The sequence below is a fragment of the Ochrobactrum sp. WV_118_8 genome (assembly GCF_039631535.1).
GTDB classification, from domain to species: domain Bacteria; phylum Pseudomonadota; class Alphaproteobacteria; order Rhizobiales; family Rhizobiaceae; genus Brucella; species Brucella anthropi.
Window position 1 is genome coordinate 615,361 of the sequence record NZ_JBDIUZ010000001.1, and the last position, 24,320, is coordinate 639,680.

A 24,320-nucleotide genomic window follows, 5' to 3' on the forward strand; every position below is an offset into this window, starting at 1 on the left:
TTTTCACCAAATCCGGCAGCCCTTACGGCGCGGTGGCGTTGCGTCATGAAATTACGAGTCTTGCGGCCAAATTACGTCAAATACGAATCACAATAGGACGACATCGCTGCGAAGAACAGAAATGAGCTTTTACCGCAGAGCCCCCCTATCTTCAAGGAAGGCTTTGATGGTGCGATGCTCAGTCTGTGTCGTCGCTGGCAGCGGTGATGCCGTCGTTTCGTTCATCCGCTTCGCCCGCGCGACGCGATCTGGATTGTGCTTTGCGGCGCATCAGATTCGCGCGCAACTCTTCGGCCCGGCGCTTTTTGCGCTGGTCCGATTGGGTTTGTTTCTCTTTGTTGGTCGTATTTTCGCTCATGGCGGTCTTCTACTACGGGAAAAAGAGCCGGAAAAGCTGCTTTCAAATGCGCGTCCGGCAGATTTCCACATTATGTGAAAAGAAATGCAATTGCTTGCTTGCGATTTGCGTAATGATGTGGCAGAAGTCCGCCGCACTCAAGAGATTGCTGCGGTAGCTCAGTGGTAGAGCACTCCCTTGGTAAGGGAGAGGTCGAGAGTTCAATCCTCTCTCGCAGCACCATTATTTTCCAATAAAATCCAGAAACTGGCTTTGCCGTGCTTTCGTTAAAGCACGTTTCGATCTGACCGGATCAGATCGGCGCTCTAATCATTTGTTGTTACGCGCATCTTTTCCGAAAACCGTTTCACACTTTTCGGGATGCGCTCTAATGGAAAGTGCGTGTGGTTGCTGATTTGAGATCAGTTCACGCGGGGTTCAATCTCATTGAGCCGCTTTTCTTTCGCCACCAGTCTTTTCGATGTATACTGTTCGCCAGACCGTCAGGCGTAGCCCGACGAATTGGTGTCACGAAATCGGATTTATCCGGTGACCGGTTGAAAGCCAGAAATTGCGTGCAGGCCATGTCCTGACCGTTTCCTTGCCGTCAGGACTGCTTAATCCGCAGGAGGAGCGTCATGGCACAGTTTCATGTTGTTGCAGGTCGAGACCAATCAGCCTTTTATCCCGAAGTTAAGCGCATTCGCATGGCAGATGTATTTGATGCCCTGCGTCTGGGCTTCGACGACTTCTGGGCAAAGCCATCGCATTACGTTTTCCTTTGCCTCATATACCCGCTGGCGGGGTTGTTCATCACTTACTGGAGCACGAACGCAAACGCGTTACCGCTCTTGTTTCCCCTGATGTCCGGCTTTGCCTTGATCGGGCCAATTGCTGCGCTGCCGCTTTATGAGATGAGCCGCCGCCGTGAAGAAGGGTTGGATACATCCTGGAAACGTGCGCTCGATGTGAGCCATTCCCCGGCATTGCCGTCCATCGTGGCTGTCGGTGCTTTTCTGTTCGCAATCTTTATTGCCTGGCTGCTGGTGGCGCAAAATCTCTATGTTCACTATTTCGGGCCGATGCCGCCCGAGAGCTTCTCAATGTTGATGAATCAGGTGTCGTCAACGGAAGAGGGACGCAGTCTGATTTTTGCCGGTTGTGGCATTGGTTTGCTTTTTGCAATCGTTGTCCTGTGCTCGACGATTGTGACTTTCCCGATGCTGCTTGATCAGGATTGCGGTGCTGCGGCGGCGGTTGCGACATCGTTGCGTGTTGTCATACGCAACCCCATGGAATCGCTGCTCTGGGCTGCAATCGTAACTGCGATGCTGATCGTCGGTTTTGCCACGATGTTTGCCGGGTTGGCGGTAGTGATACCCATCCTTGGGCATGCGACCTGGCATCTCTATCGAAAGACGGTCACGCACCCGGCGGCAATGCGTATTTGACCGAGGAACTGATCGATAAATCCCATCCGAAACATTGCTTCGGGTGGGATTGCCGTGGCTTTTGATGAAACATTTTCAAGCTTTCCAATATGTGGCGGCGTCCTGCCGCACCCCCACCCCCCTTTATTCTGCGGTCAGTTCTGCTTTAGAAGAGCAAGACGAGATTCGCGCAGATGATAATAAATAACAATAAGTTAGCGGAGCTCTCCTCGCAGCGCGTCAACGGGCTGGGTGGGCTTTCGATACATTTCAAGGACGGGCGTTCGCGCATTTCCAGGCTTTACCAGGAAGGCGCAGCCAAGATCCGCATGCCGCAGGTCGGAGGCGATCCGCTGGAAGCAATCCTGATCAACACATCAGGAGGGCTGACAGGCGGTGACCGACTGCAATGGGATGTGGAGCTTGGCGAAAACGCTTCGGCTGTCATTACCACGCAGGCCTGTGAGCGTATCTATCGCTCAGGGGGCGGCGAGGCACGCATTGCCACGCGTTTGAAGGCTGCAAAAGGCACGCGTCTTGCTTGGCTTCCGCAGGAAACCATTCTGTTCAATCAATCCGTGTTGTCACGAACGCTGGATGTCGAGCTGGAGGAAGGGGCGGAAATCCTGGTGGTGGAGGCGACTATATTCGGGCGCCTTGCCATGGGTGAGCGGGTTGATGAAGCGATGTTCAGTGACCGTTGGCGTGTGCGGTTGAGTGGGCGGCCCGATGGGAGGCTTGTGCATGCCGAAGCGTTTCGGCTGGGACCAGATGTTGGGGCCGAATTGCAAGCGCGTCCAGTGACCGATGGGGCGTTTGCCGTGGCCACCGTGCTTCTGATTTCAGGGGAGGCCGGGAAACATCTGGAAGCTGCCCGGCAGATCATTGGAGAGGAGGGCGGTGCCAGCCTCTGGCAGGTTGGTCCTGCAACCAAACTGATGATGCGACTTCACGCGCCGGATAGTTACACCTTGCGCAAACGTCTGGGGCCATTGCTTGCCTTGCTTAACGGTAAGGCAGGACTGCCCAAAGTTTGGACATTTTGAGTTCGCGGCAATCCCGCCGCTTTTAACGCCAGCGGAATGCATACCGCTTTGAAAGTATGAAGTTTGGAACGAAGTCATGAATTTGACGCCCAGGGAAAAAGACAAGCTTTTGATCGCCATGGCCGCCATGGTTGCCCGCCGCCGTCTGGAGCGCGGGGTAAAACTCAATCATCCGGAAACGATCGCACTGATCAGCGATTTTGTCGTTGAAGGTGCCCGCGATGGGCGCACGGTTGCCGATCTTATGGAGGCAGGCGCGCACGTCATCACCCGTGAACAGGTGATGGATGGTGTGCCCGAAATGATCCACGACATTCAGGTCGAAGCCACATTTCCCGATGGCACAAAGCTCGTCACCGTTCACGAGCCGATCCGCTGATTTTCAGGTTTCGCCGAGGCAAACCTGTTTTTTGAAAGGTACGATAATGAAGAAGACTACGGTCCTTGCCGCGGTGGCAATGGCACTCAACGCAAGCCCTGCCTTTGCCCATCTCAATCCGGCCGAACATGGCTCGTTTGCGGCGGGCTTCACGCATCCGCTCTCCGGCGCGGACCATATCCTGGCGATGGTTGCGGTAGGACTTTGGGCCGCCATGCTCGGTGGACGGGCACTCTTCGTCGTGCCAGCGGCATTTGTCGGCGTGATGCTGCTTGGTTTTGTGGCGGCACTTCTGGGCATGCCGCTGCCCTTCGTTGAGCCGGTCATTCTGGCTTCGGTGGTCGTGCTTGGTCTTATGGTGGCGCTTGCCTTCCCTGTCACTCCGGTTGTTGGCGCACTTATTGCCGGCTTCTTCGCCTTCTTTCACGGTCATGCACACGGCGGGGAAATCGGAGGCGCGACATTCCTCTCCTATGCGGCTGGATTTGCGCTTGCGACCGCACTGCTACACGCCGCTGGCATGGGTGTCGGCCTTGCCGCAGGACGGCTTATGGCGGGCAAGAATGGCAAAATGGCTTTGCGTCTGGCCGGTGGCGCTACCGCACTTGGCGGCCTGATGCTGATGGCTGGGTGAGGTGTGACATGATCCCCGGCGAAATTATTACGCAGGACGGCGATATAGAACTCAATCAGGGGCAATCCACCATCACGATCAAGGTCGCCAATACCGGCGACCGCCCCATACAGGTCGGTAGTCATTTTCATTTTTACGAAGTGAATGCGGCCCTTTCTTTCGAACGCGACAAGGCGCTCGGACAGCGGCTGGATATTGCAGCCGGAACTGCCGTGCGCTTCGAGCCCGGTCAGGAACGCGACGTGACATTGGTTCCCGTGAGCGGCAAGCGCGAGATCTACGGATTTCGCCAGATGGTCATGGGAAAGCTTTAGAACAGGTGACGGAGACATTTCATGCCAGCCAGAATTAGTCGCGCCACCTATGCGCAAATGTTCGGCCCTACTGTTGGCGATAAGGTGCGTCTCGCCGATACGGAACTGTTTATCGAAGTCGAACGGGACCTCACCACCTATGGCGAAGAGGTGAAGTTTGGCGGAGGGAAGGTTATCCGCGACGGTATGGGACAAAGCCAGATGTCGCGCGCCGACGGTGCGATGGATACAGTCATTACCAATGCTCTGATCCTCGATCATACCGGTATTTATAAAGCCGATGTGGGGCTTCGCGACGGGCGTATCGCGGTGATCGGAAAGGCCGGAAATCCGGATACGCAGCCCGGCGTTTCGATCATCATCGGCCCCGGTACGGAGATTATCGCGGGTGAAAGCAAGATCCTCACGGCGGGCGGTATCGACACGCATATCCATTTCATCTCACCGCAACAGGTGGATGAAGCACTTAATGCAGGCATCACCTGCATGGTGGGTGGCGGCACCGGACCTGCCCATGGCACGCTTGCAACCACATGCACGCCGGGGCCGTGGCATATAGCCCGGCTGATCCAGTCGTTCGACGGCCTGCCGATGAATATCGGTGTGTTCGGCAAAGGAAACGCTTCACTGCCCGGTGCATTGGAAGAAATGATCCGCGCCGGCGCCTGCGGTTTGAAGCTGCATGAGGACTGGGGCTCGACACCGGCTGCGATCGATAATTGCCTTTCGGTCGCAGACCGGTTCGATATTCAGGTTGCGATCCATACCGATACGCTGAACGAAGGTGGCTTCGTCGAAGATACGCTCAACGCCTTCAAGGGGCGCACGATCCATTCCTTCCATACGGAGGGCGCTGGTGGCGGACACGCTCCGGATATTATTCGCGTGTGTCAGTATCCGAACGTGTTGCCGGCTTCGACAAATCCGACCCGGCCCTACACGGTCAATACGATTGCAGAGCATCTCGACATGCTGATGGTGTGCCATCATCTGTCCCCGGCAATTCCTGAAGATATTGCCTTTGCAGAAAGCCGTATCCGCAAGGAAACCATCGCTGCAGAAGACATCCTCCACGATATGGGAGCGTTCTCCATCATTTCCTCCGACAGTCAGGCGATGGGCCGTGTCGGCGAAATGATCATTCGCTGCTGGCAGACTGCAGACAAGATGAAGAAGCAGCGCGGCAGTCTTCCCGACGACAAGCCCGGAAATGACAATTATCGGGCGCGTCGCTACATCGCGAAATACACCATCAACCCTGCTATCGCCCATGGCATGGCGCATGAAATCGGTTCGGTGGAAGTGGGCAAACGGGCCGATCTCGTTTTGTGGAATCCTGCTTTCTTCGGAATCAAGCCGGAGATGGTTCTGCTTGGTGGCTGGATCGCAACCGCGCCGATGGGGGACCCGAATGGCTCAATTCCAACGCCGCAACCGATGCATTATCGTCCGATGTTCGGCTCATTCGGGAAAGCCCGCACCAATACGTCCATTACCTTCGTTTCGCAGGCCGCAATGGATGAAGGGCTTCGAGAGAAGATTGGGGTGGACAAGCAGATGATTGCCGTGGCCAATACCAGAGGCGGTATCGGCAAACATTCCATGATCCTCAACAATGCGATGCCGCAAATGGAAGTTGACCCGGAAACCTATGAGGTGCGCGCAGATGGCGAACTTCTGACCTGCGAGCCCGTCGACGTCGTGCCAATGGCGCAACGCTACTTCATGTTCTGATCTTGAAAGGCAAAAAAATGTTTCGTGCCACTGCCATTATTCGTGCGGATAAGGTGATCGATGCCGTGCCTGCGGGCCATGCCGTTCTCGAACGTGATGAACGTCATTTGCGGCGCAAAGCCATTGTTCTGGAAGGCGGCGAGAAGGTACTCGTCGATTTCGCAGAGCCGGTGGTGCTGGAACACGGTGACCGGCTTGTCCTCGATGACGGACGCGAGATTGAAATCCGCGCCGCAAGCGAGGAACTTTACGAAATCCGCGGGCGTGATCCGCTGCATATTGCCGAACTCACTTGGCATATCGGCAACCGTCACCTCGCGGCTCAGATCGAGAGTGATCGCATCTTCATTCTTCGCGACCATGTCATAAAGGCTATGCTTGAGGGGCTTGGTGCAACAGTTACGGATGTAACAGAAATTTTCAGTCCGCTGCGCGGTGCTTATTCTGGCGGCCATTCGCATGATGACCATGATCATCATCATGGTCATCACGAACACGATCATGAACATCATCACCACCACCACGACTGATACCACCACCGCGTTGCTGCGGCTGATGGCCTGGCTGTCGCCCGTCTTTCCGGTCGGGTCGTTCAGCTATAGTCATGGGCTGGAGCGGGCCGTCCATGATGGCTATGTCGCAGACACCGCCACAACGAGCGATTGGCTGCGCTGGCTTGTAACACGTGGCTCCGGCTGGAATGATGCCGTGCTTTGCGCGGAAAGCTGGCGGCGTGCGATTGCCGCAGGCGATCTTGTCGAGGTTGCAGAATTGGCCGAAGCACTGGCCGGTTCGCGCGAACGCCATATGGAAACGATGCTGCAGGGCGAAGCATTTCTGGCTGCAGCCCGAAGCTGGCCCAGTTCTGTATTCGACCGCCTGCCAGCCGATTGTCCCTATCCGGTGGCAGTCGGTGCTGTGGCGGGCGCTAACAAAGTATCGCTTGGATTGACACTCGCCGCCTTTCTGCAAGCCTTCTGTATCAATCTTTTGCAGGCATCGATCCGTCTTTCGGTCATGGGGCAGAACGGCGTGACTGCGACAATGTCGGATTTGGAGCCGGTTCTCGCCGAAACAGCGGCGCGAATAGAAAAAACTTCATTGAGTGACCTTGGTTCCGCGACTTACATTAGCGACATCATGGCCATGAAACACGAAACCCAACATTCGAGGCTTTTTCGCACATGACACAGAAAAACGGACCCTTGCGTATCGGCATCGGCGGCCCGGTGGGATCGGGAAAGACGACGCTGACCGAAAAGCTTTGCAAAGCGCTGCGTGATAAATACTCGGTCGCCGTGATTACCAACGATATCTACACGCAGGAAGACGCCCTCATTCTGGCACGTTCTCAGGCTTTGTCCGAAGATCGGATCATGGGCGTCGAAACGGGCGGATGCCCGCATACGGCAATCCGCGAGGATGCCTCCATCAATCTGCAGGCAATTGCCGAAATGAACCGGCGATTTCCCGATCTGGAGATCGTCCTCATCGAATCCGGTGGTGACAATCTCGCTGCTACCTTCTCACCGGATCTGGCGGACCTGACGCTTTATGTCATCTCTGTTTGTCAGGGTGAGGAAATTCCGCGCAAAGGCGGTCCGGGTATCACACGGTCAGATTTTCTTGTGATCAACAAGAGCGATCTTGCTCCTCATGTGCACGTCGATCTCGATATTATGCAAGGCGATGCAGCTCGCATGCGCGGCAAGCGTCCATTCGGTTTCACCGACCTCCATCGAGGCAAGGGCGTGCCGGAAATCATCGACTTTATCGTTGAGAATGGCGGACTGGAAGCGCGTTGATTACGGCTGGCTGTTGAGCCGTTTGCGGGCCTCCCGTTGTGAGGCCTGCAAATCAATGATTGGTTTGGGATAGGTACTGCCCAACGCAATTCCAGCGCTGGTCAGCACATCCTTGGGGGCCTCAAACGGCTTGTGCAGCCATTTGTTGGACAGGCCTGATAGTTCTGGCACCCAATGCCGGACATATTGTCCTTCGGCATCGAATTTTTCACCCTGCAAGATCGGATTGAACACCCGGAAATAGGGCGCAGCGTCCATGCCGCAGCCTGCCACCCACTGCCAGCTTCCCGGATTGCTGGCGATATCGCCGTCCACGAGCGTATCCCAGAACCATTCTTCACCCTTTCGCCAGCCGATGAGCAGATTCTTGGTGAGAAAAGATGCCACAAGCATTCGCACGCGATTGTGCATCCATCCGGTGGCCCAAAGCTGACGCATACCGGCATCGATGATGGGAAAGCCCGTCTGTCCGCGACGCCACGCTTCGAATGCAGCTGGATCATCGCGCCATGCGATGCCGGACAGTGTGTCACGCATATCGTGTCGACTGATGTCGCGGCGGTGATAGAGCTGGTGATAATTAAAATCGCGCCAGATCAGCTCTGACAGAAACTTTTCACCGCCAGCGCGTGCAGAGTGATGCTCGTCCATAAACGCCAGTGTGGCATACCACGCCTGACGCGCGCTGATTTCACCGAACCGCAAATGAGGTGAAAGTCTTGAAGTTCCGTCGATGCCGGGAACGTCGCGATCCTCGGTATAGGTCGAAAGCGTGCTCTCCAGAAAACGTGTCAGGCAGTCGCGCGCTGCGTCTTCTCCAATATTCCAAAGCCCATCGAACTTTTCCGCCCAGGCAGGAACGTTGGGCGCGTAGTGGGCTTCCTGTGTTGGTTTAACGTTCCATTGCCTGCGCGAAAGCGGGCGGGGAACATTGTGGAGGCGCAACGCTTTGGCGAAAGGGGTGAAGACCTGATACGGCGTATCGCTGGCCGTCTTGAGCTCCCAGGGCTCAAGAAGAAGATTGCCAGGAAATGAGGTTACACCGGTTCCACTCTCCTTGAGTTGTGACTTCAGTTTTGCATCGAATTCACGTTCCGCCGGTGCGTAGCGACGGTTCCAGAACAGTTCGGTGACGGCCAGTTTCGCGATCAACTGAGGGAGGATATCCCTCGGATCACCGGTCTCGATGAGAAGTTCGATACCACGATCAGCCAGCTGTTTTCTTATCGCTTCAAGGCTCTGATCGAGCCACCACCGCGCCGCGCCGCCGGGCGCCCGAATCTCGGCAACGGTCTCATGAACGTAAACTGCTGTTATATGGCCGCCTGTTTCGGCGGCTGCATCCAGTGCGGGATTGTCGTTGATTCGAAGATCGTTACGCAGCCAGACGAGCGCGTGATGCTTCATGAGAAAAATTCCACTGCAGAAATGTGATGCCGATATGTCGAGCCACATATAGCGGGGCGAGCAAAAACGTCACGAGGTCGGGGGCAGTCATTTTGGGAAATATGCAAAGCAATGCATAAACCGGTTCGTCACGCGCCGAAAAAAATCACTGATTGTTTTGAGAAAAATGGCGCACCCGAAATGCGACAATCATAACATACTAAACAATGAAAACAACAACTTAGATGTAAGTTCAGGTCTGCTTTTGTAGCATATTTTGTGGCATGTTATCGAGAATTGGGAGAAGTAGTTATTTCTCTGAGGGGGATTGCTACTTTGCCCGGCTCAAATACAGCGCAGCAAAAAGCGAACTGACATCACGACAGAAATGCCATAGAGATAATTTCTTGGGCGACTTGGGGTGAAATATGAAAAATTGGATTTTGGGTGTAGCTTTCGCAACGATATGGTTTCCGCATGATTTTGCCTATGCAAATGAACAGGATGCGCCAGTGTTAGATCGTAAGGCGATGATTGAAAGCTGCGAAAGCGAAATTAGAAATAAGTTTGAATACAGAGAGAAGGATGTCTATGGAGAAGAAGAAATAAGCGCAATATTGGCTATGGTTACACCTGATGTTTTGTTGAGAATTCCGTATAAGTATAATAATCACTTATATTATTCATCCACTGTTCAGTTAATCAGGAAAGATAAAACATATAAGACACCAAAACCAATGGGTCTTTCAATTGATTGTATATATAATATAGATGGTTCATTGCTCAATATTGAGTTAGTAAGTGTGAAATGATATTATATTCGGTCAATTTCGCATAGAAAACAACATTTTCAAGTGAGTTTAATGCCATATACTGCGATGGGGTGTTTATATTAAGCGTGTGTCCAAAATAGCAGAACTGAGCTTTACACCCCACGCCATTATTTTAACGGCATATTCGATTCCACGGCCAATCTTTGCGGCGGCGCTTATTAGGGCCGATAAATTCAAGCGGATTGATTTTTTGCCTGATAGTAATCCGTTAACCTATGTAAAACAGGTATTGGACAGATTGCCGGAGGGGGTACCGTGTTTCGGCAAGACTACTGGTTTCGTGATTAATTACACGCCAGACAAAGCCATCCAGTTCAATATATATGGAAAGCCAATAAAAATATCATGTAAATATTTTGCCGTTGGTGATGTATCAATCCGTATCTGAATTTTACCAATAGATCAGGGTCTATTGAGTAAATATATTTAATATGTTATTTGTCTCATAAGAGTTTAATTTTTATTTTGATAAAGTTTTATCATTGCATCTATAAATCGTATAGGAGTAATATTTGTTAGTTGGATATGCGAGAACTTCCACAACTGAACAGTTGGCCGGATTTGAAGCTCAGGTTAGGGACTTGAAGAAGATCGGTTGTGAAAAGATATTCTCCGAGCAAGTCAGCAGCGTTAATTCCAGTAGACCAGAATTAGAGCGGTCTTTGGAATTTGTTCGTGAAGGCGATATCCTGATTGTCACCCGATTGGATCGTCTGGCACGTTCTATTTCTCATTTGACGAAAATTGTTGCCGACCTTGAAGTTAAACAGGTTGGCTTGAGAGTTCTGGATATGAATATCGATACGTCTACGCCTACTGGACGGCTTATGCTAAATCTTATTGGTTCAATCGCTCAGTTTGAGCGGGAGATCATGATCGCCCGTCAACGAGAAGGGATTTTAAAAGCCAAGGAGAAAGGCTTGTTTAAAGGCAGAGCGCCAACCGCACGTAAGAAGACAAACAATATAATAGAAATGTCTTTATCTGGAGCCACAGCGGCGGCAATAGCAGCCGAATTGGGGATAGGTAGATCGTCGGTCTATAGGATTTTGTCGACACAGAAGCAGGGAAGAGGCGAGCTAGCTCATCATCTATAATCTTTGAATTTTTCGTAACATTTATTTACCATAGATGATAACTTAGAATAATCTATCATGCGTGGATCAATAATGAATGTGTCATTATTAACAGATATGTATATCTTATCCTTGTTCTTTATTGAGTTAGTTATAATATTCTTATTTTCTATTAATAGAAAATCTGTAACGTGTGCGTAGTATCCTCCATCATAGCGAATTCTCCAATTATTTAGTTCTTCGGATTTTCCTTCAATAGTCAATTCGGCTTTTGGATACGAGCTATTTTCGAATGATTTTGCAATTGATTTGTCATCCAATTCGAAGAAAGAAAAGGATAGAGGCCCGTTTTCACAGCCGAAATCCATTACGACGCATTCGTCTACTTCCGGTGTACCTTCACAACTTGTGTGAACGAACCCAATATTCAGCGTGTCGTTATACGAGTGAGCAGCTAAAGTTTGTGCTTGACTTTGAGTTGTTGAGAAAATTGCCAGAAATGCTGCCAATGCAGTTAATCTCATAGAAATGCCCCCTGCAAAATTCGTATTCCTTGCTACCTTTTGGAGCAAAAATGTGCAATCACAATTTATGAGTAACTAAGGGGGGGCGGAAGTGAAATTCGTAAAAGCGATCAAGATGATAGGTGTGATGGTTCCGCTTACGATGATCGTCTCACCATTTCCGGCGAAAGCGGGCGAACCAGATGCGATACTCATGCACACTGGAAAATGTCAAATGCTGTTTGCAGCAAAGCGAGATATGAGTGAGTTTTGCGGCGACAATGTGCTGCAATCTATTTACGGCGATGGCAGAGTAGGTTTCACGGTAATAGTCGGAGATAAGGGATCGGCTATAACCTTCAGCGGCATTAGAAAAGAAGAAGATGGCTCTGAAAACGTTGAGGAGCAAAGCTTGGACGCCTTTATCTTGAATCTGAATATTGATGGTGTGCCGCCAACGCAGACTGTACTTGAAGGCAGTTGCAGTTATTCAAATCCTTATAAAGAACCGTTCGCTATTTCATGTCGTGCAACCGATGAAGCTAATGAAGCATATCAACTGCGTTTTAAGGCCGATGAAAATGGGCCTGAAAACGTTCCACTCACTGACAAAGCAAAATTGCTCCCTTATGGGTCACGTGCGGGAATGAATGTTACAATGACTTCTGCAAGTGGGATCGGTACAGCCAAGGCAAGAATTGGAATCGTTCATACCCGGCAAAACGCCAAAGCGTTCTGTTTGGATTATAGCCACGATATTTCGCCACAGTGTGTGAATGAGACATTATCGGAAAACGAGTTCCCGAAGGCTATCACGGCCAATTGCCGTACTGGTACTTTTACAGCGGCCAATGGAATGGCATATCAATTCCGAGGTCGAAATAAGAAGCCTTCATTGGATGTTCCTGAATACCGAATTTCTGAATTGAAGAGTAAAAAGCTTCTGCCTGACATCGGTGCTTCAAGCTATGATGTCGCTGTTTCATCGCTCGAAAGGCTTTGCCCGAATTTACTCTGATTATCAAAGCCAGAGCAATGTATCATAAAAGGCCAAAAACCGATAAAAAAGAATAATAATATCAATGCCTAAAAATCTTCTGAACCAAATCTGATATAGAAGCATCTTTTGATACTTTTGTCCAAAAAAATCCCCTGACACAAGAGTTTTGTGAAAGGGGAAAATTGACATCAAAGGGACATACAAAATTGGACATGTACATCAGAATTGAATGGTGATTTTTCTCAATAGCCACGACAGTTAGTGTAAAATCCTGTAGAAACACACCTTACCTGATTGCCTCCGGGGTAATTTAATGGGCTTGGGCCTCTATATACATTGTTAGAGCGTACGTTATTCAATGTGTTTTGTGTATGCGCTGCCATTGCATTATTCTGCGCATCGATTTGCGCACTCAGTTGGGCAGAATAAGCTGCATTTTGCTGAGCAGCTATCATTTGATTTGTTTGATACATATACAAATCCTGTGAACTAAGTGCTCGTCTAGGTTCAGATGATCTGCCCTTGCCATCCATGCACATAACCAAGTCACGTTTGTACTGACGCATACTCTTACAGTACTGATCGCCCGCCATATAATATCGCCCATTAAAATAAGTGGGCTGAGCATACGTTTGACAACCGGCAAGGAACATCATACCGATAGATAACCATAAATATTTCACGAAAACCCCCGTTTAATATGAAGGCTTTCCGCTACACTAATTTTCTATAGCAGTCATTTGAATTATTCGATTCATCAACTTGATATTTTATCTTGATATATTCGTAGTTAATTATTCATCGCTGAATCATCTATTTTAGATGTCAGCTACCGCTTTGGTATGCCAATCACATTGGATTCAGTAGGTGGTGATCCGACTTAGCCGGGCATTTTATGATTTGTCCAAAAAAAAGCCCCTAACACAAGACTCTTGTGAAAGGGGCGAATTGCCATCAGGTGATGATGATTGTTCTGATAGTTATCTGACACTTGAATTATGAGAGATTTCGTCACTGAAGACGCCACGTAAAAACGAAGCTTTATGTTTTTTCTTCTCTTCATCTGATTTGGCTGATCCGTAGCTCTGATCTGCCTTTTCATATTCGTTCATAACCAGCGTATGATGCTCTGGTGAAAATAAGCAGCTCTCCCGATCCAAAATGCGCTCTGCAATATCCGTCGTTAATTGCCGGTATTTCTGTTTCGCAGCTTCTGTTGATTGCCTTTTATAATCATCGTTCGGATAGCAATAATGTCCAAACAGATGCGGAGTTTCGAACTGGATTTGTTTCTCAAATTTCCTTGAATAATCAATATAGCTTAATAATGATCTATCTTTTGTTTCGTATTCTGCTATTTTGATGTCATCAATGTATTGATTAATTATTGTGTTGCACAAGATAGATGATTTGATATTATCAATTGCCTTACTTAATTCGACATTAAATGCAACTTTTGCATTTAATATTACTAATGCGTGTATGTGAGGGACAGAAAGAGATTTATGATCGATATTTCTTCCTCGTGTGCCAGCAAAATCATAAGAAGCAAATAATCCATTTTTATTTGAAATATCTCCCTTCGTATAATTTCTGAAGGCAGAGTTGAGTGAATTATAAATATTCCATATAAAATTATCAGATACATTATTGTATCCGTCACTCAGATGAATTGTTATCCATAAAGCTCTTTTATCAATTTCAGTTGGATTTATCATGTGAGCACATATACGTGATAGAATATTGATTGAGTAAGTTAAGTTTTTATAACTTCCATTCATTTCCTTTCCTTGTTTAATTAATAATAGATATTTTCTATAGGCGTGTTAAATCATAGGCCTCTGAAAAGATCCTTAAATTTTGTGCAATTATGTGAAACCCATTATTTAGGTGATAATGAAATCGTATCGTCTATGAGCAATTACCCTTTGTTTCAGATACGATTAATAAGAATTTTCTATTTGGCTTTTCAAAATTACTATATTGTAGCGGAAGCCGATTTGACTTCGGATATTTTATGCTCCGCCAGAAACTGGCGGAGGTGTTTTTCTGCGTAACTCAGTGCATCTATCTCCTCAATCAAAGGATCGAGTGATATTTCATCAAGGAATTGATACATTCCTAATTCATATTCCACGTGGGCAAGGCATGAAATTGCAGCACTGATGCTAAAATCTCTGCCCTTATGTTTTTGGTAAGCAAGCCAACCTTTGTGTTTCTGGCAGAAGTCTCTGCTGAAATTAGATTGATTGTTGGTGAGGTCAGCTGCTCTCAATTTTTCAAATATGTCTATAAGTATATTATGCTCTCCTAATATTATTACGATTAAGTGTATTTAGCATTTGTATGCAAATTTTATAATTTATAAATTTAGCCTACCAAGGCTTAGCTTTCCTTGAGGTTTGATTTTTTATTTTATTGTAAATGTCTACAATATAATTATACTCTTCTATGCATCCTAATTCAAATGCAATATCGCCGATAGCGGCTAAATCAGATAGGTATTGTTCATCTGTAATCATTATTTCTCCTTTTTATTTTATCTACATGGCTAACCTTCCTTTCTGAAGAAATGCCATTCTCGTATTCGGTATCGCAGCCATAGCTGCGATATGGTTATTGAAAATCTTTAGCTAATTCGAGCATGACTTCGTAATATTGATCTAATTCATAGCCGTTGCCGTATTTGTCGCCAATTTTGGAGCTTTTATGCCCCATCAAAAAATCCTGCATTCCTTCAGGCACTTTATGACGACGAAGCCTATCCTTGAAGCAATGACGGAGGCTGTAAACCGACTGGCCATCTAAATCGAACAAGCCATGACTATTGAGGAACTTGTTCAGCGCTGCTGATGCATTTGTAGGCCCAAGTGGCCCTCTGTAGTGAGGAAAGCCGTCAGGGCAGTTCCTGAAGGCATTTAGAGCCAAACCAGCCAAAGGGATATGCCGTTCTCTGAAGGTCGTTTTCAGTTGACGATGGTCGTTTGCTCGCACAACAATATGTGGGATTTCGTCATTGAGCTTAATATCTGTCTTTGGATCAAGGCCGCATAGTTCCTTAAAACCACACCCAGTATCGATCATCGCCCAAAGCAAATTGTGCAGTGGATCGCTAAGGCCATCAAAAACAGAATTGTTCAGCCACTTCGATTTGATATGGTCGACAGTGAGAGGAACTCGCTTGCCGGAATCGCCTTCGAGCCTCATTCCTCTGAATGGATTGATGTCTGGATTGATCCCGTTTTCGTCATAGTAGGTATTCAACAATTTACGCAAATTGATGAAGTGCTTATTTGCCGTATTCGGCACGATTTCATCGTCGAGTACCAATGATTTCAAGTGGTTTCTGAAGTCTCGTGCATGTTGTCTATTGAGTTCTGATACTGAAATATCATCGACGCCGAGAAATTCTGTAAATTTTTGCACTGTATTTTTGATAGGGTTGAGCTTCTTATTTTTCTCAACGTAATTCAGTTCTTTAAAACGATATGCATTCACTGAAAAATGCAAATCTATCAATTCACAAAGGCTTTTATCGTCCTTCTTGATGTTGACGAAGCTCTTGAACAATTTGAGATTGACCTTCCCCTTTTTCTTATGTTGAAGCACCTCTTTCGCCAATTGGCGAAACTGATGCTGATCCTCAAGAATTTCGGACAGGCACTTTAGTTCACGTCCTTGACTTGCCGCATAATCCGAAGACTCTTTAAAGCCGATCTGAGCCGTATAGGTTCCGGCCTTCAGGGAAAAAATGACCGCTTCAGCGCCACGCCGGGCCTGAGCCAGCTTTTCTAACGCTATCGTTTCATCTTTAGTTTTGAGTGATGTGAAAATCTCTCGCTTACCGGCAAGCGCATGAAACTCATGCGGAATCGCCTTCCGATAATAATATGTACCTTTCCTCATATACAGGCCGTTTAAATCACACTGCGTTCTCTTCAAATAATTCTCCTTTTTTAAAAATAAAAAAGCCCTCACGCTTATCGGTGGGAACCTTTGCGTAAGATCATGAAAGCAATAAAATGAATATAGAATCTATTCGTCTAAAATTATCAATCCATATAAGTAACTCTGGCTTTTTAATTTAAAAAATTACACTAATTCCATTTCACTGATCCCAGCTCATACTTTGAACTTAGATCAATAAGAGAATAAAGTCAACGATTTTCTTCGATTGGCCTTGACTTTACTTATTTAAAAATATAAGGGCAATAATCTGTTTGTAGCAGATTATGTAGCAATAGCGGCATCGTATACGATACCGCTAATAATTTCAGATACTTAGGAAGGAGAATGGCGCACCCGAAAGGATTCGAACCTCTGACCCCCAGATTCGTAGTCTGGTGCTCTATCCAGCTGAGCTACGGGTGCTTGCCTGTGTGCCGCTCGCTGCGGCGATGGGCGGTTGATAATCGGACGGATCGCTAAATGCAAGCGTCTTCTTAGAAAAAAATGTGGTTCTGTGAAGATTTCTTGTCAGGCCCCACATTTCCGGGCTTTTCGTTCAAAGTTGGCACAACGGTAGATTGCCTAAACACTTTCCTCTGCCCGTTGGAGGCTCCGGTCTCCGCGTTGCATCGGCAAATCGGGGATGCGAATCTCGAAATGTGCCCCAACTGGGCGGTCTTCTCGAAGCTCGATTGTCCCACCATGCGCGCGGATCAGTTCTTGCGCGATGGCAAGCCCAAGACCAGTGCCGTCACTGCGTGTCGATCCCTTGAAAGCCGTGAAAAGATTGTCGCGTGCTTTTTGTGGCAAACCGGGGCCGGTGTCCTCGACACCGATGATTGCCATCGTCCCGATTCTTCCGGCAGAAATCGTGAGTCGCTTGACGGTCGCGTCATCAATGCTCTGATCACGCTCCATGGCTTGCACAGAATTCCGGCAAAGATTGCTCAGCACGCGGAACAACTGCTCTGAATCGACATTGAGTTCGAAATCCTCCGGGACAAGATTCTCGAACTCAACGCTGCTTTCTGACCTGGGGCTCAGGGTTTCCTGAACGTCAGCGATAATTGTGTGCAGCAGAACGCGACGCGGGCGCGGTGGTGCTTCTTGCGAGCGACCATAGGCCATGACGCTTTCGGAATAGCTGATCGCGCGGCTGAGAGTGCGGATAAGTTTGGGTGCAAACCGCTGCACCATTGGGTCTTCGGTATCGGCAAGCCGGTCAGACATCAACTGCGCTGAGGCCAGAATATTGCGCATGTCGTGGTTGATTTTGGAGACGGCGAGGCCAAGATCGGCGAGATGTTTCTGTTCTTTGAGCGTTCTCTGAAGGTCGCTCTGAATATGCGATATCTGACGCTGGGCCACGCCGAATTCGTCCTTGCGGTTTTCTGGCACAAGGATCAGCGCGGGATTGTCAGGGGATGAGGCGAAATCGATCATGTTGCGATGCATGATACGCACCGGCCGCAACAGCATTTCGTGAATGATCAGGTAAATCAGGCTCGCCGCTATGACTGAAATGATGAGCGAGATAAAAGTCACGTTGCGCGCATAGACGAGCATAGCGTGTCGGAGGGGTGCATCCGAGGTCACGATTTCAATAATACGTCCCGGAGAACTGGATGGCGAAACCGAACCATAGATTCGTAGCGTTCTGTCTCCGCCGTTGAACAAGGTTCCGAATGCGTCCCATATGGCAGCTGCTTCGCTGATATTGTTGAGATCAATGACCTGATCAATCTTGCCGGGTACTTCCGACATGGCGAGCAGACGCGAAGCACCGGCTTCACGCATGGCTATGGCTTTCGTACCGGTTGCCAGAAGTACCTTGTCCTGAATGTCACGCGGCACATCCATATCGCCGCCTGCGGCGAGAACCTCGCTGACCGCGCCCACCGTATCAAGTCTCGAACTCATCCAGCGCACGCGCATATTGGCAACAGACGGGACGAAGATCAGAACTTCGGTGATCAACACGGCAAGTGCGGTCAAGAGCAATAGCTTGCTCGAAAGCCGGTTTCGCCAGGGTAAACGTGTGAACTGGGTTGACGAGTGCCGTTCCGTGGTCGCAGTTTGGGAGGCCGCTTCAGGGGAAGGCGTGCCCGTATCTGTGGTCTTTTCAACAACCGCCATAGCCTGTGCTTCCAACGCGAGGTGAACCGGCCTAATCGCCGCAGTGCCTCAACCTGTGTGCCATCGAAACGCAATACATAAAGGTAGCCTCCTATATATGGAGCCGATCGATAAATCCAACAGCCTTTGTTCAATCGGTTAAGAACGCACCCGCTCCCGGGATCTCTGCGAGCAGTATTACCGAAATTTAACTCGACGCCTTGAGATCGTGCGTGCAAAGTCTTGGTTGGAAAAATCCATGCATCCTGATGGGTTGCATGATTTGCGCAATGTGAAGGCAATCATCATTCTGATACTATTTGCTGGCATTTTCCGCGCCCGACAAATTGGTTTCGAAAACGAGGGCCGTCAGGTGACGGTAGGCCTTGCCGGAGAGCTGAATGAAATCCTGGAAGCAGATTGCCTTGTGCTTGCTCATAGCTGCGGCTGCCGTTGGCGGCTGGTATGCCTATAAGAACAAGAATGATGTGGTGAAGACCGCAGCAACGGGCGAGGAAGCGCCGAAAGGCGAAGGCGGGCGATCCGCACCACTCGTTGTTGTCGAGGCCGCCGGCGAAGAGACCATCAACAACCGTTTGACGGCTATCGGTTCGGCACGGGCTCTCAGCACCGTGTCGATAACCCCGTACTCCAGCGGTTACATGACGAAGCTTTACGTCAAGGCGGGCGATAGCGTGAAGGAAGGCGACTCGATTGCCGAACTTGACGCCGAGACGGAAAAGATCGCTGTCGCTAAGGCCGAGACGGCGTTGAAGGATGCGCAGACGACACGCCAGCGCATTGCAAAATTGCGAGCGACGAACACCGCAACTGAAGTTCAGGTGGTTGAGACTGAGCTGGCGGTCGCCAATGCGCAGCTTGCTTTGCAGGACGCGCAGCTCGCCTTGAGCCGTCGCACGGTTCGTGCGCCAATCTCCGGTATTGTTGGTATTCTTCCTGTCAATGTGGGTAACTACATTACCGCACAGACTTCCATCGGTCGTATCGATGACCGGTCGAAAGTGCTGATCGATATATGGGTGCCAGAACGCTTCGCACCGCAAATCAAGGTTGGCCAGCCGTTGACAGCGGAATCGACCGCTTTCCCGGGTGAGACCTATAGCGGCGAGATCAACGCGGTTGACAATATGCTGGATGAAGCCAGCCGTACGCTGCATGTTCGCGCAGAAGTGCCGAACACGCAGGATCGTCTGCGCGCGGGCATGTCGTTCTCCGTCACGGTTCTCTTTCCGGGTGATCGCTATCCTTCGGTCGACCCGCTGGCCATTCAATGGGGGGCTGACGGTTCCTATGTGTGGCGTGTTGAGGACGGTGTCGCCAAGAGAATTGTCGCGCGTATCGTTCAGCGCAATTCAACCAACATTCTCATCGATGGTCCGGTGAAGCAGGGCGACATGATCGTTACGCAAGGTGTTCAAACCGTGCGCGATGATGCGCCGGTACGTGTAAAGGACGAACAGGGTACGGCACTGGCTGATCCTGTTTCGATAACACGTACTGCAGGATGAGGGTAAACGCGTGACCGGTCACAATTCCTCATCCAGTAGCGGCGGATCGACGGCGCTTTTCATCCGTCGTCCAGTTTTTGCTTTCGTTATCAACGTTCTGATTGTCGTCGCGGGTCTTGCTGCTTTCACAGGCGTCGATATTCGCGAACTGCCGGACGTTGACCGGCCTGTGGTGACAATCAGCACGGATTTCAGTGGTGCATCCGCTGAAACTATTGACCGTCAGTTGACACAGGTTCTCGAAAACGCTGTCGCGCGCGTTTCGGGCGTAAAATCTATTTCTTCAACATCGTCGTTTGAACGCAGCCGCGTCACGGTGGAGTTCAACGATGGTGTAGACCTCAACGTTGCCGCCGCCGACATGCGCGATGCGATTTCCCGTGTCGCCAATGACGTGCCGGAAGAAGCGGACCCGTCGCGCATCATCAAGGCCGATTCCAACGCTGATCCCGTGATGCGTCTGGCGGTTACGTCCGACACCATGTCTGTCGATGACATGACGGTGCTGGTCGAAGACCAGATACAGGATATCCTCTCCGCGGTTCCGGGCGTGGCTGACGTCCAGATCAACGGTGACCGCGACAAGATATTCCGCATCGATATCAATCAGGCGCGCCTTGCGAGCTATGGTCTGACCATTGCGGATATTTCTACGGCGCTTTCTTCCATGGGGCTGGACGCCCCTGCCGGTTCTTTGCGTAGCGCCGATCAGTCCATCGTTGTCCGTGCCACGGCCAATCTGGAAAAGCCTGAGGATTTCGAGAACGTCTACATCAACGGACGCACGCAGATCCGCGATGTTGCTACCGTCACGCTTGGGCCGGATATCGAAAGCTCGGCGGTCCGGTCCAACGGCAAGACGGCAATTGGTCTCGGCATCGTCCGTCAGGCACAGTCGAATACGCTCGATATCTCGGAGGGCATTCGGGCAGCGGTCGCCAATTTGCAGAAAACCTTGCCCGCGGGCGTGAATATCGCCGTTACCAGTGACGATGCGAATTTCATCAATGGCGCTATCCACGAGGTGGAAATCGCACTGATCGCGTCAGTGATCATCGTTGTGGCGATTATCTTCGTGTTCCTCTGGGATATACGCGCAACGCTCATCCCGGCCTTGTCCATGCCTGTCGCTTTGATCGGCACGATCGCCGCCATCTATCTGGCAGGATTCTCGGTCAATATTCTTACCCTTCTGGCTTTGGTGCTCGCCACAGGTCTCGTGGTCGATGACGCCATTGTTGTGTTGGAAAACGTTGTCCGGCGACGCAATCAGGGCATGGGGCCGCGTGCTGCGGCAGTCCTCGGCACGCAGGAAGTCTTCTTCGCCGTTATTGCCACGACGCTGACTTTGGCGGCAGTCTTCGTTCCAATTTCGTTTCTGCCGGGGCAGGCGGGTGGTCTGTTCCGTGAATTCGGCTTCGTGCTGGCAATTGCTGTTCTTCTGTCATCTGTTGTTGCGTTGACGCTTTGCCCCATGCTTGCCTCTCGCTTCCTCAAGGAAGGGAATGGCGAAGACGGCGGCCACGGTCCGCTTTTCCTGCGTCGTATTGGCGGCGGGCTTGCGACCTTCTATAAAAAGACGCTGCACATCTGTCTGTCGGCGCCATTCGTTGTTGTGCTGGTGGCAATGCTTTTCGCAGGCGCATCCTTTGTCGGCTACGGTCTGATCCGTCAGGAACTGACGCCCTCGGAAGATCGTGCCGTTGCACTGCTGCGTATCAATGGGCCGCAGGGCATCAGTGTGGAGTTCCTCCAGTCTCAGCTCGACAAGATTGAGGAGGCCGTCCAGCCTCTGCGCGATAGCGGTGAAATCATTACTACTTATGCCATCGCAGGTTCCGGCGGGTCGTCCAATAACGGCTTTGTTGTCCTGACGCTGGCACCGTGGAAGGAACGCGCGCGCAGCCAGCAGGAAATCATGGCTGACATTACCCAGCGCATCAAAGGCATAACGGCGGTGCGTATTTTTACCACCCAACCGAACAGCCTTGGTATTCGTGGTGCGGGCAACGGTTTGCAGTTTGCCATAGTCGGTAGCGATTATGCCAAGCTACAGCCTGCCGCGCAGGCGGTCGTTGCCGCCCTGGAAAAGGATCCACGGTTCGTGCAGCCGCGACTGTCCGTCGAGCCGACCCAGCCGCAGCTTTCCGTCGAGATCAATCGCGAACGAGCATCCGATCTTGGTATCGACATCACAGGGCTTGCGAATGCTGTGCAGTCGGTACTCGACGGTCGCAAGATCGGATCGGTTTATGTCGGAGATCGCAGTTTCGATGTGAAACTCGTTGCCACCACCAACCCGATCAACGATCCGACCGATCTTGAAAACATATTCATGAAGACGACGGACGGTCGTTATGTGCCGATGTCGTCTATTGCTACGGTCGTTGAGAAAGCGGTTCCGCCGCAGCTTGATCGCGAGACGCGCCAGCGCTCGGTGTCCATAACGACAAATCTGCGCGACGATTTCGCGTTGGGCGATGCCTATAAGGTCGCACAGGAAATCGCGGCACCTTTGCTGCCTCCGGGAAGCCATATCATTCCGCTGGCGGAAGCTTCGACGCTCAGCGAAACATCAAGCGGCCTGGCAATGGTGTTCGGTTTTGCCATCATCATCATTCTTCTGGTGCTGGCAGCGCAGTTTGAAAGCTTTGTCAGTGCGCTGATCGTGATGGCGACGGTTCCTCTCGGGCTTGGTTGTGCGGTTTTTGCGATGCTGCTCACAGGTACGAGCCTGAACGTCTACAGCCAGATCGGTCTCGTGCTTCTGGTCGGCATCATGGCCAAGAATGGTATCCTGATTGTCGAATTCGCAGATCAATTGCGTGACAGGGGCTTGAGCGTTCGAGAAGCAATCGAGGAAGCATCCAACATTCGTCTTCGCCCGGTCTGCATGACGATGATCTGCGCCGTGCTTGGCGGTGTGCCGCTGGTTTTGGCAAGTGGCGCTGGCGCAGAAGCCCGTGTGGCTCTGGGCTGGGTCATTGTGGGTGGTCTTGGATTAGCAACGATTGCTACGCTTTATGTAACGCCGGTCGCCTATCTGCTGCTGGGACGCTTTACGCAGCCCAAAGCCGAAGAGGAAGCACGGCTCGAAAGAGAGCTGAACTACGCCCTTAAAGGGAAGTCACAAAAGGGTGGCACCGCTGAACCGGCGGAATAAACAAAAAGAAACCGGCCTTTTGGGGCCGGTTTTTTGCTGTTTTGAACGGGATCACTTCTTCATGGCGTCGGTTATCTTGGCTGTCCACGCGCCTTCCGGTTTCTTGGTGATGACGGGGTCGGAGCCACCGCCCAGAAGCGTTTCCACGGTGCGGTCGGCAGCCGCCACATCAAGGGTGCCATCGGAGCCGTCAACCAGCTTGCCGATTTCCTTGACCATACGTTCCTGAACTTCCTTGGTCTGAGCACCGGAAGCATCGTTGTCGAGTATGATATCAGCTGCTTCTCCAGGGTTCTCGGATGCGTATTTCCAGCCCTTCATTGAGGCACGGACAAAACGGGCGAGCTTGTCGACCATTGCCGGATCATCTAGGCTCTTTTCCAGCACATAGAGACCGTCTTCCAGCGTGGCGACGCCTTGCTCTTCATATGGGAAGACCACAAGCTGATCGGCTGGAATGCCTGCATCAATCACCTGCCAATATTCATTATAGGTCATTGTAGAAATGCAGTCGGCCTGCTTCTGGATCAGCGGGTCGACGTTGAAGCCCTGCTTGAGCACGGTCACGCCATCCTTGCCGCCTTCGGTCGGAATTTTCAGATGGCTCATCCATGACAGGAACGGGTATTCATTGCCGCCGAACCAGACACCGAGCGTGCGACCCTTGAAGTCTTCCGGCTTGGTGATGTTAGTATCCTTGCGGCAGGTCAGCATCATGCCGGACTTCTTGAAGGGCTGGGCGATGTTGACGAGCGGGACGCCTTTTTCACGGGTCGCGAGCGCCGACGGCATCCAGTCAACCACAACATCCGCGCCACCACCGGCAATCACCTGCGGCGGAGCGACGTCCGGTCCGCCCGGCTTGATATCGACATCGAGATTTTCTTCCTCATAGAAGCCTTTGTCCTTGGCTACATAGTAACCGGCAAATTGCCCCTGCGTCACCCATTTGAGCTGCAAGGTCAGCTTGTCGGCTGCCATTGCCGAACTGCTCATAAGCGCGAGCGCCAGTCCGGCTGTTCCAAGGCATAAAGAAATTGCCTTTTTCATTTCAGTTCTCCTCTGGTTCTTTTTATTGCCGCGCATTT

At 50.6% G+C, this 24,320-nt stretch carries 24 protein-coding genes and 2 tRNA genes; 15 read left to right on the top strand and 11 right to left on the bottom strand.

Annotated elements, in window-relative coordinates:
• Positions 1-178 precede the first annotated feature (178 nt).
• Entirely contained in the window at positions 179-358 is a 180-nt protein-coding gene (locus ABDF71_RS02885; protein WP_010658099.1) for a hypothetical protein, read from the bottom strand.
• A gap of 147 nt (positions 359-505) precedes the next feature.
• Here ABDF71_RS02885 and ABDF71_RS02890 point away from each other — a divergent pair.
• From ABDF71_RS02890 to ureG, 10 genes are all read left to right on the top strand, one after another.
• Positions 506-580 (top strand) — tRNA-Thr (locus tag ABDF71_RS02890).
• Between the two features lie 395 nt (positions 581-975).
• Positions 976-1,788 carry a DUF2189 domain-containing protein gene (locus ABDF71_RS02895; protein WP_151662943.1) on the top strand — a complete coding sequence of 271 codons (813 nt, stop codon included), beginning with the start codon at positions 976-978 and terminating at the stop codon, positions 1,786-1,788.
• A 173-nt stretch (positions 1,789-1,961) separates the two neighbouring features.
• Positions 1,962-2,813: an urease accessory protein UreD gene (locus tag ABDF71_RS02900; RefSeq protein WP_151662944.1), complete on the top strand. Its 852-nt coding sequence runs from the start codon at positions 1,962-1,964 to the stop codon at positions 2,811-2,813.
• Positions 2,814-2,889: 76 nt separating this feature from the next.
• Positions 2,890-3,192 (top strand): urease subunit gamma, encoded by a 303-nt coding sequence (locus ABDF71_RS02905; RefSeq protein ID WP_010658102.1) that lies wholly within the window; start codon positions 2,890-2,892, stop codon positions 3,190-3,192.
• 46 nt (positions 3,193-3,238) lie between these two features.
• Entirely contained in the window at positions 3,239-3,826 is a 588-nt protein-coding gene (locus ABDF71_RS02910; protein ID WP_151662945.1) for a HupE/UreJ family protein, read from the top strand.
• Between the two features lie 8 nt (positions 3,827-3,834).
• A complete protein-coding gene (locus ABDF71_RS02915) occupies positions 3,835-4,140 on the top strand; it encodes an urease subunit beta (RefSeq protein WP_011982504.1) in 306 nt (101 codons plus the stop codon).
• Between the two features lie 21 nt (positions 4,141-4,161).
• Positions 4,162-5,874, top strand: coding sequence for an urease subunit alpha (ureC, locus tag ABDF71_RS02920; protein WP_151662946.1), 1,713 nt, complete (start codon positions 4,162-4,164; stop codon positions 5,872-5,874).
• 17 nt (positions 5,875-5,891) lie between these two features.
• Positions 5,892-6,404, top strand: a complete 513-nt coding sequence (ureE, locus tag ABDF71_RS02925) for an urease accessory protein UreE (RefSeq protein ID WP_151662947.1) — start codon at positions 5,892-5,894, stop codon at positions 6,402-6,404.
• On the top strand, positions 6,376-7,062 hold the full coding sequence (locus ABDF71_RS02930; protein WP_151662973.1) for an urease accessory protein UreF: 687 nt from the start codon (positions 6,376-6,378) through the stop codon (positions 7,060-7,062). Before ureE ends, ABDF71_RS02930 begins: the two co-directional genes overlap by 29 nt.
• Positions 7,059-7,679 (top strand): urease accessory protein UreG, encoded by a 621-nt coding sequence (ureG, locus tag ABDF71_RS02935; RefSeq protein ID WP_151662948.1) that lies wholly within the window; start codon positions 7,059-7,061, stop codon positions 7,677-7,679. Before ABDF71_RS02930 ends, ureG begins: the two co-directional genes overlap by 4 nt.
• On the opposite strand, the gene ABDF71_RS02940 is transcribed toward ureG, so the two are convergent.
• On the bottom strand, positions 7,680-9,086 hold the full coding sequence (locus tag ABDF71_RS02940) for a cryptochrome/photolyase family protein (protein ID WP_151662949.1): 1,407 nt from the start codon (positions 9,084-9,086) through the stop codon (positions 7,680-7,682).
• Between the two features lie 407 nt (positions 9,087-9,493).
• Between ABDF71_RS02940 and ABDF71_RS02945 the strand changes: the two genes are divergently transcribed.
• Both ABDF71_RS02945 and ABDF71_RS02950 read left to right on the top strand, forming a co-directional pair.
• Entirely contained in the window at positions 9,494-9,877 is a 384-nt protein-coding gene (locus ABDF71_RS02945; RefSeq protein ID WP_132226927.1) for a hypothetical protein, read from the top strand.
• A gap of 533 nt (positions 9,878-10,410) precedes the next feature.
• Positions 10,411-10,995 carry a recombinase family protein gene (locus ABDF71_RS02950; protein ID WP_500061009.1) on the top strand — a complete coding sequence of 195 codons (585 nt, stop codon included), beginning with the start codon at positions 10,411-10,413 and terminating at the stop codon, positions 10,993-10,995.
• On the opposite strand, the gene ABDF71_RS02955 is transcribed toward ABDF71_RS02950, so the two are convergent.
• Positions 10,986-11,498, bottom strand: a complete 513-nt coding sequence (locus tag ABDF71_RS02955) for a hypothetical protein (RefSeq protein WP_500061011.1) — start codon at positions 11,496-11,498, stop codon at positions 10,986-10,988. The genes ABDF71_RS02950 and ABDF71_RS02955 overlap by 10 nt on opposite strands.
• A gap of 91 nt (positions 11,499-11,589) precedes the next feature.
• Between ABDF71_RS02955 and ABDF71_RS02960 the strand changes: the two genes are divergently transcribed.
• On the top strand, positions 11,590-12,495 hold the full coding sequence (locus ABDF71_RS02960) for a hypothetical protein (RefSeq protein WP_500061013.1): 906 nt from the start codon (positions 11,590-11,592) through the stop codon (positions 12,493-12,495).
• A 224-nt stretch (positions 12,496-12,719) separates the two neighbouring features.
• Here the strand turns inward: ABDF71_RS02960 and ABDF71_RS02965 are convergent, their stop codons facing one another.
• From ABDF71_RS02965 to ABDF71_RS02995, 7 genes are all read right to left on the bottom strand, one after another.
• The gene (locus ABDF71_RS02965; RefSeq protein ID WP_500061015.1) at positions 12,720-13,160 is read right to left on the bottom strand and encodes a hypothetical protein; all 441 of its coding nucleotides are present in this window, start codon (positions 13,158-13,160) and stop codon (positions 12,720-12,722) included.
• Between the two features lie 297 nt (positions 13,161-13,457).
• A complete protein-coding gene (locus ABDF71_RS02970) occupies positions 13,458-14,258 on the bottom strand; it encodes a hypothetical protein (RefSeq protein WP_500061017.1) in 801 nt (266 codons plus the stop codon).
• A 197-nt stretch (positions 14,259-14,455) separates the two neighbouring features.
• Positions 14,456-14,812, bottom strand: coding sequence for a DUF6626 family protein (locus tag ABDF71_RS02975; RefSeq protein ID WP_500061650.1), 357 nt, complete (start codon positions 14,810-14,812; stop codon positions 14,456-14,458).
• Positions 14,813-14,852: 40 nt separating this feature from the next.
• A complete protein-coding gene (locus ABDF71_RS02980; RefSeq protein WP_192800218.1) occupies positions 14,853-14,999 on the bottom strand; it encodes a hypothetical protein in 147 nt (48 codons plus the stop codon).
• A gap of 94 nt (positions 15,000-15,093) precedes the next feature.
• Complete coding sequence (locus ABDF71_RS02985) at positions 15,094-16,419, bottom strand: DUF6538 domain-containing protein (RefSeq protein ID WP_151662958.1); 1,326 nt, start codon at positions 16,417-16,419, stop codon at positions 15,094-15,096.
• A 352-nt stretch (positions 16,420-16,771) separates the two neighbouring features.
• Positions 16,772-16,848 (bottom strand) — tRNA-Arg (locus tag ABDF71_RS02990).
• Positions 16,849-17,007: 159 nt separating this feature from the next.
• The gene (locus ABDF71_RS02995; RefSeq protein ID WP_151662700.1) at positions 17,008-18,561 is read right to left on the bottom strand and encodes a sensor histidine kinase; all 1,554 of its coding nucleotides are present in this window, start codon (positions 18,559-18,561) and stop codon (positions 17,008-17,010) included.
• A gap of 380 nt (positions 18,562-18,941) precedes the next feature.
• On the opposite strand from ABDF71_RS02995, the gene ABDF71_RS03000 reads away from it, so the two are divergent.
• Positions 18,942-20,069 (top strand): efflux RND transporter periplasmic adaptor subunit, encoded by a 1,128-nt coding sequence (locus ABDF71_RS03000; RefSeq protein ID WP_010658164.1) that lies wholly within the window; start codon positions 18,942-18,944, stop codon positions 20,067-20,069.
• Between the two features lie 10 nt (positions 20,070-20,079).
• Positions 20,080-23,232, top strand: a complete 3,153-nt coding sequence (locus ABDF71_RS03005) for an efflux RND transporter permease subunit (RefSeq protein WP_011982510.1) — start codon at positions 20,080-20,082, stop codon at positions 23,230-23,232.
• A gap of 51 nt (positions 23,233-23,283) precedes the next feature.
• Here the strand turns inward: ABDF71_RS03005 and ABDF71_RS03010 are convergent, their stop codons facing one another.
• Positions 23,284-24,282, bottom strand: a complete 999-nt coding sequence (locus ABDF71_RS03010) for an ABC transporter substrate-binding protein (RefSeq protein WP_010658166.1) — start codon at positions 24,280-24,282, stop codon at positions 23,284-23,286.
• Between the last annotated feature and the right edge of the window lie 38 nt (positions 24,283-24,320).